Source organism: Mycobacterium kyorinense (assembly GCF_001672775.1).
GTDB lineage: Bacteria > Actinomycetota > Actinomycetes > Mycobacteriales > Mycobacteriaceae > Mycobacterium > Mycobacterium kyorinense_A.
In genome coordinates, this window is sequence record NZ_LZKJ01000190.1 from 1 (window position 1) to 9,170 (window position 9,170).

Sequence of the window (9,170 nt, forward strand, 5' to 3'; positions counted from 1 at the left end):
AGCAGCACCGTCTGGTTGAACTGATCCACCACACCGCCAGCGGTTTGCACCTCATGCAGCCACGCGATGATCGGCGTGGCCGCCACGGGGCCGACACCCTCATCGACCGCGCCGATCTCGCCGCCGCTGACCGTCACCACCTGTGCCAGCCGCGCCACGGTCTGCTCGACGAAAATGTCGCGCGGTCGACACACCACCCCCGATGCCCGGGCCCGGGCCACCACCTGCATCGACAAAATACTGTCCCCACCCAAATCGAAGAACGAATCATCAACCCCGACCCGCTCCAACCCGAGCACCTGGGCGTAGATGCCGGCCAAGATCTCCTCGATCGCATCACCAGGGGCGCGGTAGCGCTCCACGTCCTGATACTCCGGGGCCGGCAACGCACGAGTGTCGAGCTTGCCGTTAATCGTCAACGGCAACGCGTCGAGGACGATGATCGCGGCCGGCACCATATACGGCGGGAGCCGATCAGCCAGTGCGGTGCGCATCCCGGCCGGGTCCAGCGCCCCGGTCCCCGACCCGGTGACGTAGCCCACCAGGCGTTTGATGCCGGGTTGGTCCTCGCGGGCGATCACCACCGCCTGCTCGACCCCGCCCAAACCCGCCAGAGCCGTTTGGATTTCACCGAGCTCGATGCGATACCCGCGGATCTTGACCTGATCATCAGCACGGCCCACATACTGCAACTGCCCATCGCCACGCCAACTCACCAAATCCCCGGTGCGATACATCCGCTGCCCGGCCACCTCAGCCCCACCAAACGGACACGCCACAAACCGCGATGCGGTCAACCCCGAACGGCCCAAATACCCGCACGCCACCCCACTGCCGGCCACATAGAGCTCACCAACCACCCCGGCCGGCACCGGCCGCAGCCACTCATCGAGCACAAACACCGCCGCCGTCGACACCGGCGCCCCAATCGGTGCTGCTCCCGAGTCGGGCAGCAGTGGTGCGCTCATCGACGCATACACCGTGATCTCGGTCGGGCCGTAGGCGTTGATCACCACCCGCCCCGGCGCCCAGCGATCCACCACCTCCGCCGCACACGCCTCACCACCGAGCAACACCGCCACCGACTCCAGCCCCTGCGGCGAGAGCGCGTTGACCGCCGACGGGGTTTGGGTCAACACAGTGACGTGCTCTTCAATCAACAAGTCGTGGAACTCATCTGGTGAACTGGTCACCGACTCGGGCACGATCACCAACCGGCCCCCGCCCAGCAGCGCCGCCCAAATCTCCCACACCGAAAAGTCAAACGCATAGGAATGGCATTGGGTCCACACCTGCACATCCGGCAACTGCTTCGGCGTCGACTGCCCCAGATGGCCCAGATTGCGGTGCGTGACCGCCACACCCTTGGGCACACCGGTAGTGCCCGAGGTGTAAATCAGATACGCCAGATCCTCGGGGCCCGGATCTGGCAAAGCCGTGCACGGGTAACTGTCCACGACCGGGTCGTCGATGTCGATGACGGTGACGTCATGACCCTCAAGCCGCGCGCCAAGAGCAGCGGTGGTCAGCACCGCGATAGGCGCGGCATCAGCCACCATGAACGCCATCCGTGCGGCGGGCAGCGCCGGATCGATCGCCAAATACGCCGCCCCCGCCTTGAGCACCGCCAACATCGACACAATCGCCTCAGCCGAGCGCTCCAACAACAACCCCACACACTCACCTGGGCCCACACCACGATCAAGCAGCACGTGCGCCAACCGATTCGCCGCCACATCCAGCTCCCGATAGGTCAACGAACGACCCTCAAAGCTGACCGCCACCGCCTGCGGGGCACGCGCCACCTGCGCAGCAAACAACGCCGGAACCGATACCGGCGTGCTCGCCGACACCGTCAACGCTGCCCGGTTACCCAATTCCTCCAGACGCGCGTGCTCAGCCTCGTCGAGCACATCGATCGACGACAATCGCCGATGCGGGTCGGTGGTCATCGCTGCCAGCACCCGCTCAAAGCGGGTGATCAGCGCTCGGATGCTGGCCGCGTCGAACACATCGGTGCGGAATTCCACCGTCCCACCGATGCCGGCGGGCGCACCGGCATGGGTTCGACGTTCCGCCAGCGAAAAGCTCAGATCCATTCGGGCGGTGTGGGTGTCGGCCGGCAGTTGCGCCACCGTCAGATCACCCAGCACCAGCCCGGGGCTACCGCTGTCATGGCCGGGGATGTTCTGCCATCCCAATGCCACTTGCACCAGCGGGTGATGGGTGAGCGACCGGGCCGGGTTGAGCCGATCGACGAGCACCTCGAAAGGCACATCCTGGTTTTCGTAGGCGGCCAGACTGCGGGCGCGCACCTGAGCCAGCAAGTCGGCGACGGTGGGATCCCCGCCCAGATCGATGCGCAGCACCAACGTGTTGACGAAAAACCCGATCAGCTCATCCAGCGCCGGATCGCGCCGCCCGGCGATCGGGAACCCAACGGCCACATCAGAACTGGCGCTCAGCCGGCCCAACAACACCGCCAAGGCGGCCTGCACCATCATGAAACTGGTCGCATTATGCTCGCGGGCGCATTGGGCCACCTGTTGCTGCAACTCGGCACACCAGTTCAAAGCCATCGTGGCCCCGCGCGAATCGGCCACCGCCGGATAGGGCCGATCAGTCGGCAACACCAACCGCTCAGGCATCCCGGCCAACACATCCTGCCAATACGCCACCTGGGTGGCGATGCGGCTACCACTGTCATCGAGATCACCGAACTGGGTGCGCTGCCACAACGTGTAATCGATGTACTGCACCGCCAACGGCGACCACGTGGGGGCCTGACCGGCACAGCGGCTGGCATAAGCCACCCCCAAATCGGACACCAACGGGGTGATCGACCAACCATCGGCAGCGATGTGGTGGACCACCGCGGCCAGCACGTGCTCGTCCTCGGCGACGCGGAAAAGCCGCGCCCGCAACGGAATCTCATCGGCCAACTCGAAGGTGTAGCGCGCCAAGGCGTCGATGGCCTCCTGCAGGGCGCTGGCCGACCATCCGGTGGCATCGACAACGTCCCAGCCGAAGTCGGCCCGCTCGGCAGACACCACCAACTGGCGCGGGATCCCTTCTGCCACCGGGAACAGCGTGCGCAGGCTTTCATGACGGGCCACCACATCGGCCAGCGCCGCCGCCAGCGCCTCGACATCCAATGCTCCGCTGATCTGCAGCGCCGTGGGCATGTTGTGCACCGGCGAGGGCCCCTGCAACTGGTCCAGGAACCACAATCGCTGCTGGGCAAACGACAACGGCACCACGGCCGGCCGCTCACCAGCCACCAACGGCGCCAACCCATCCCCACCGGCACCAATCCGCGGCGCCAACTGGGCCACCGTCGGCGACTCAAACACCGCACGCACCGCCAAACCCGCATCCAGGCCGCTGTTAACCGCGGCCACCAGACGCATCGCCGACAGCGAATCGCCACCCAAATCGAAGAACGAGTCGTCGACGCCAACCCGCTCCACGCCCAGCACGTGAGCGTAGATGCCGGCCAAGATCTCCTCGGTCAAAGTGCTCGGAGCGCGGTAACGATCGGTGTCGTGATAATCCGGTGCCGGCAACGCCCGCTTGTCGACTTTGCCATTCGGCGTGAGCGGCAACGCATCCAGAGCCACCACAGCCGCGGGAACCATGTAGGCCGGCAACCGCTCGGCGAGCACCGCGCGCGCCTTGGCAGGATCCGCGGAGCCGGTCACATACCCGATCAGCCGCTGGTCGCCCGGGCGGTCCTCGCGGGCGATCACCACCGCTTGCTCGACCCCGTCGAGTCCGCCCAGCGCGGCCTGGACATCACCGAGCTCAATGCGATACCCGCGGATCTTGACTTGCTCATCGGCGCGTCCGACATAGCGCAGCTGCCCGTCGGCGCCCCAATAAACCAAATCGCCGGTGCGATACATGCGCACACCGGCTCCGCCGAACGGGCAGGCCACAAACCGGGAAGCCGTCAACCCCGCCCGTCGCACATACCCCACGCCCACACCACGGCCGGCCACATACAACTCACCGACCACCCCGGCCGGCACTGCCCGCAGCCAGCCGTCGAGTACGAACACCGCCGCCCCCGCCATCGGCGCACCGATCGGCACCACACCCGAAGCAGGTGCCTCCGGTGTTAAATGCGCACTTCTGGATGCACACACTGTGGTTTCGGTGGGCCCGTAGGCGTTGACCATCACCCGTCCGGGCGCCCAGCGCTCCACCAATTCGGCCGGACACGGCTCACCGGCCACCAACAGCGCCACCGGTCCCAAACCCTCCGGGGAGAGCATCGCCAGCGCGGAGGGTGTCTGGCTCAACACGCTGACCTGCTCAGCGACCAGCAGGGCGTGGAAGTCCTCGGGCGAGCGGGCCAGCGACTCCGGTATCACCACCAATCGCCCGCCGTGCATCAGCGCGCCCCAGATCTCTTCGACCGAGGCGTCGAAGGCATAGGAATGCCATTGCGCCCAAACCTGGCCTGGCAGAGCGGTTTCCATTCCCGGCATGGCGGTATCCAGCGGCCCCAGCATTTGGGTCACGTTGCGGTGGGTGATCGCGACGCCCTTGGGAACACCGGTGGTGCCTGAGGTGTAAATGAGGTACGCAATGTTGTCCGCGTCCGGGGTCGGCAGCGCAGTACTCGGCTGGCTGTTCAGCGCGACGGCCTCGATCCCGCCGAGATCGATGGCCGCCAGCTCGCAGTCGTGCAACCGCTCGATCAGACCGGTCGTGCTGATCGCGGCGGTCGGCGCGGCATCGGTGAGCATGAAGGTGATCCGCGCATCGGGCAGGCTGGGGTCGATCGGCAGATAGGCCGCCCCGGTCTTGAGCACCGCCAGCATGGCCACCACTGCTTCCGCAGAGCGTTCCAACAGCAACGCCACACACTCCCCCGGCCCGGCGCCGTGGCCGGACAGCAAGTGCGCCAACCGGTTTGCCGCATCATCCAGTTCGCGGTACGTCATCGTCCGGCCGTCAAAGCTGATCGCCACGGCATCGGGGGTTTCGGCGGCGTGTTCGGCGAACAATGCCGGAATCGACACCGCGGCCGGCGTCGGCTCGGCCAACACCGCCCGATTACCCCACTCGTCCAGCCGGGCGTGCTCAGTCTGGTCGACCAGTTCGATCGACGACAGCCGCCGGGTGGGGTCGTCGGTCATCGCCGCCAATACCCGCTGCCAGCGCCCGATCAGCGCTTCGATGCTGTCCGGGTCGAACACGTCGGTGCGAAATTCCACGGCTCCGCTGATGCCGGCGGGCTCACCGGACTTGGTCCAGCGTTCTCCGAGGGAAAATGTCAGGTCCATGCGGGCGGTGCGGGTGTCGACGGGTAGCGGCGTGACGTCGAGATCACCCAGGGTTAGCCCCGCGGCGGGGTCATTGTCTTGCCCGCGGAAGTTCTGCCAGGCCAACGCAACCTGCACCAGCGGGTGATGCGTCAGGCTTCGCGTGGGGTTGAGCCGCTCGACCAACGCCTCGAACGGCACATCCTGGTGTTCGTAGGCGACCAGGCTCTGCCGTCGCACCTGGGCCAGGAGTTCGGCCACGGTGGGATCACCAGCCAGGTCGACGCGCAGCACCAAGGTGTTGACGAAGAACCCGACCAGCTCGTCGAGGGCGGGGTCGCGACGCCCAGCGATCGGGAACCCCACGGCCACATCAGAACTCGCGCTGAGCCTGCCCAGCAGCACCGCCAGGGCCGCCTGCATCACCATGAAACTCGTCGCGTTGTGCTCACCGGCCATCGCGCGGACCCGCTGCTGCAGCTCCGCCGGCCACTCCACCGCCACACTGGCGCCGCGCTGATCGGCGATCGGCGGGTAGGGCCGATCGGTGGGCAGCTGCAAGCGTTCCGGCATGCCGGCCAGCGCGTCCTGCCAGTAGGCCAGCTGTGCGGCGATGCGGCTGTCGCTGTCGTCGAGGTCACCCAACTGGTCGCGCTGCCACAGCGTGTAATCGACGTACTGCACCGCCAACGGCGCCCAGTCCGGCGTTTGCCCTGCGCACCGGTTGGCATATGCCACACCCAGATCCGCCACCAGCGGCGTCAACGACCAGCCGTCCGCAGCGATGTGGTGCACAACGGCCACCAGCACGTGCTCATCGTCGGCGACGCGGAAAAGCTTTGCCCGCAAGGGGATTTCGGCGGCCAGGTCGAAACTGTAGCCGACCGTGGCGTCGATGGCCTCGGTCAGCTGGATTGCCGACCAGCCGGTGGTGTCGACGAGGCCCCATCCGATGTCGGCTCGCTCAATCGGGATTACCACCTGCTGGGGTGTTCCGTCGACGGCCGTGAACAGGGTGCGCAGGCTTTCGTGGCGGCCCACCACATCGGTCAGCGCCGCTGCCAGGGCATCGGCGTCCAGGAGCCCGCGCAGCCGCAATCCGACCGCCATGTTGTAAACCGGTGAGGGCCCGTGCAATTGGTCGATAAACCACAGCCGGTTCTGAGCGAACGACAGCGGAATCACCTCGGGTCGCGGACCGGCCACCAGCGGCTCCAACCGCCCCACGCTCTCGCCGATTCGCGGCGCCAGCTGGGCCACCGTGGGCGCTTCGAACACCGTGCGCACCGGAAGATCGGTATCCAGTGCGCTGTTGATCGCCGCGATCAGCCGCATCGTCGACAGCGAATCCCCGCCCAGGTCGAAGAACGAGTCGTCGACGCCGACTCGCTCCACCCCCAGCACCCGGGCGTAGATGCCGGCCAGGATGTCCTCGACTGCGCTGGCCGGGGCGCGGTAATGGTCGGCGCCGTAGTCCGGTGCCGGGAGCGCCCGCGCATCGAGTTTGCCGTTGACGGTCACCGGCAGCGCCGCCATCGCCACCACCGCGGCGGGCACCATGTAACCCGGCAGCCGATCGGCCAGCGCGGTACGCACTGTGACCGGGTCGGCCGTTCCGGTGATATAGCCAACCAGGCGTTTGTCGCCGAGGCGGTCCTCGCGGGCGATCACCGCCGCCTGCTCGACGCCCTCGAGCGCCGTCAGCGCGGACTGGATTTCGCCCAGTTCGATGCGATATCCGCGGATCTTGACCTGTTCATCGGCGCGCCCGAGGTAATCCAGTTGCCCATCGGCGCGCCAGCGCACCAGGTCCCCGGTCCGATACATCCGGGCTCCGGGCTCCCCGAACGGGCAGGCCGTAAACCGCGTCGCGGTCAACCCGGCCCGGCGCCAATAGCCACACCCGACGCCTGCACCGGCCAGATACAACTCCCCGACCACACCGGCCGGCACCGGCCGCAGCCACCCGTCGAGCACGAAGAACGCGGCCCACGCCACCGGCGACCCAATCGGCGGCGCGCCCGACCCCGCCGCCAACGGCTTACTGGCACAGAGCCACATCGTGGTCTCGGTCGGGCCGTACACGTTGACCATCACCCGCTCGGGTGCCCACCGGTCCACCAGCTCGGGCGGACAGGGCTCCGCGCCGATCACCAGCGCCGCCGATTCCAGGCCTTGCGTGGAGAGCACGCTCACCGCCGACGGTGTCTGGGTGAGCACGGTGACCTGTTCGCGCACGCACAACGCGTGGAAGTCCTGTGGTGAGCGCGCCACCTGTTCGGGCACCACCACCAGCCGCCCGCCGTGCAGCAGCGCACCCCAGATCTCCCACACGGAGAAGTCGAAGGCATAGGAGTGGAACTGCGTCCACACCTGCCCCGCCGCCAGCGGCACACCGATTTGCAAGCCGTTGAACAGCTGAGTGACGTTGCGCTGAGCGACCGCCACACCCTTGGGAACCCCGGTGGTGCCGGAGGTGTAGATGATGTGGGCCATGTCGTCAGGAGCCGGCCCCGGCAGCGGCGTGCTGGGCTGAGCACCGACCCGCCGGTCGTCCACATCGATCACCAGTACGTCATGGCCGTCGAACCGGTCAGCCAGGTCGGCCGTGGTGACCGCGGCGACCGGCGCGGCGTCGGTGAGCATGAACTCGACCCGCGCCGCCGGCAGCGCCGGATCGATCGGCAAATAGGCTGCGCCCGCCTTGAGCACCGCCAAAATCGCGACGATCCCCTCGGCCGATCGCGGGAACAGCAGCGCCACCCGCTCGCCTGGACCCGCGCCCTGGCTAATCACCAAGTGCGCCAACCGGTTCGCGGCCTCGTCGAGTTCCCGGTAGGTCATCGACCGGTCGCCGCAGACCAGCGCGACCGCATCGGGGGTACGGGCCACCTGCGAGGCGAACAACGCCGGCACCGTCGTCTCGGGCACCGGTTGCGCCAATACCTCCCGATTGCCCCAGTCGTCCAGGCGGGCGTGCTCGGCTTCGCTCAGCACATCCACCGACGTAAGCGGCCGCCCCGGGTCGGTGGTCATCGCCGCCAACACCGTCGCGAACCGCCCGATCAGCGCGCGAATGCCCTCGGCGTCGAACACGTCGGTGTCGTATTCGATGCGCAGGCCCAGTTCGCGGCCCGGCTGGGCTTGCACCGTCAAGGGGTAGTGAGTCGATTCGCGGAAGGCGAGTTCGCTGATCGCCAACTGCTGGGCGTCCGACGGCGCGGCGATGTCGATCGGGTAGTTCTCGTACACCAGGAGGGTGTCGAACAACCGATCCTGACCGGTGACTCGGTGAATGTCGCTGAGCGACAGGTGCTGGTGGTCGAGCGTGTCGTTGTGGGCGCTTCGCAGTTGCTCCAGCAGGTTCTCGGTCGTGGTGGCCGGTGTGAAGGTCGCCCGCACCGGCACCGTGTTGATCAACAGGCCCACCATCGACTCCGCGCCGGTCACGTCGGTCGGCCGACCCGAAACCACGGTGCCGAAGGCGACGTCATGCTGACGGGTCAGCCAGCACAGCAGCCGCGCGAAGGCGGCCTGCAGCACGATGTTGACGGTCGTGTGGTGCGAACGCGCCAGCTCGCCCAGCGCGCGGGTGGTCTCCTCAGGCACCCGGAACGATTCGATACCTCGCGGTCCGAGCCCCAACGGATTCGGCGGCCCGACGAGGGTGGGTGTGTCGAAGCCGGCGAGCACCTCGCGCCACGCCGCATGGGCGGCCTCGAGATCGCGGTCGGCCAGCCAGGTGATGAAGTCGCGATACGACGCGCTCGCCGGTAGTCGCTGCCCGTAGTAGCTGGTGAAGATCTCCTGCAGCAGGATCGGCAGCGACCAACCGTCGAGCACGATGTGGTGATTGGTCAGCACAAACCGGTGCCGGTCTGCTGCCACGCGGATCAA

The 9,170-nt window shown here is 67.4% G+C and carries 1 protein-coding gene; it reads right to left on the reverse strand.

Going from position 1 to position 9,170, the window contains the following annotated elements; translation table 11 throughout:
• Nucleotides 1-9,170, reverse strand: a 9,170-nt coding sequence (locus tag A5707_RS20060) for a non-ribosomal peptide synthetase (RefSeq protein ID WP_156658187.1), incomplete at both ends; no start/stop codon positions are given.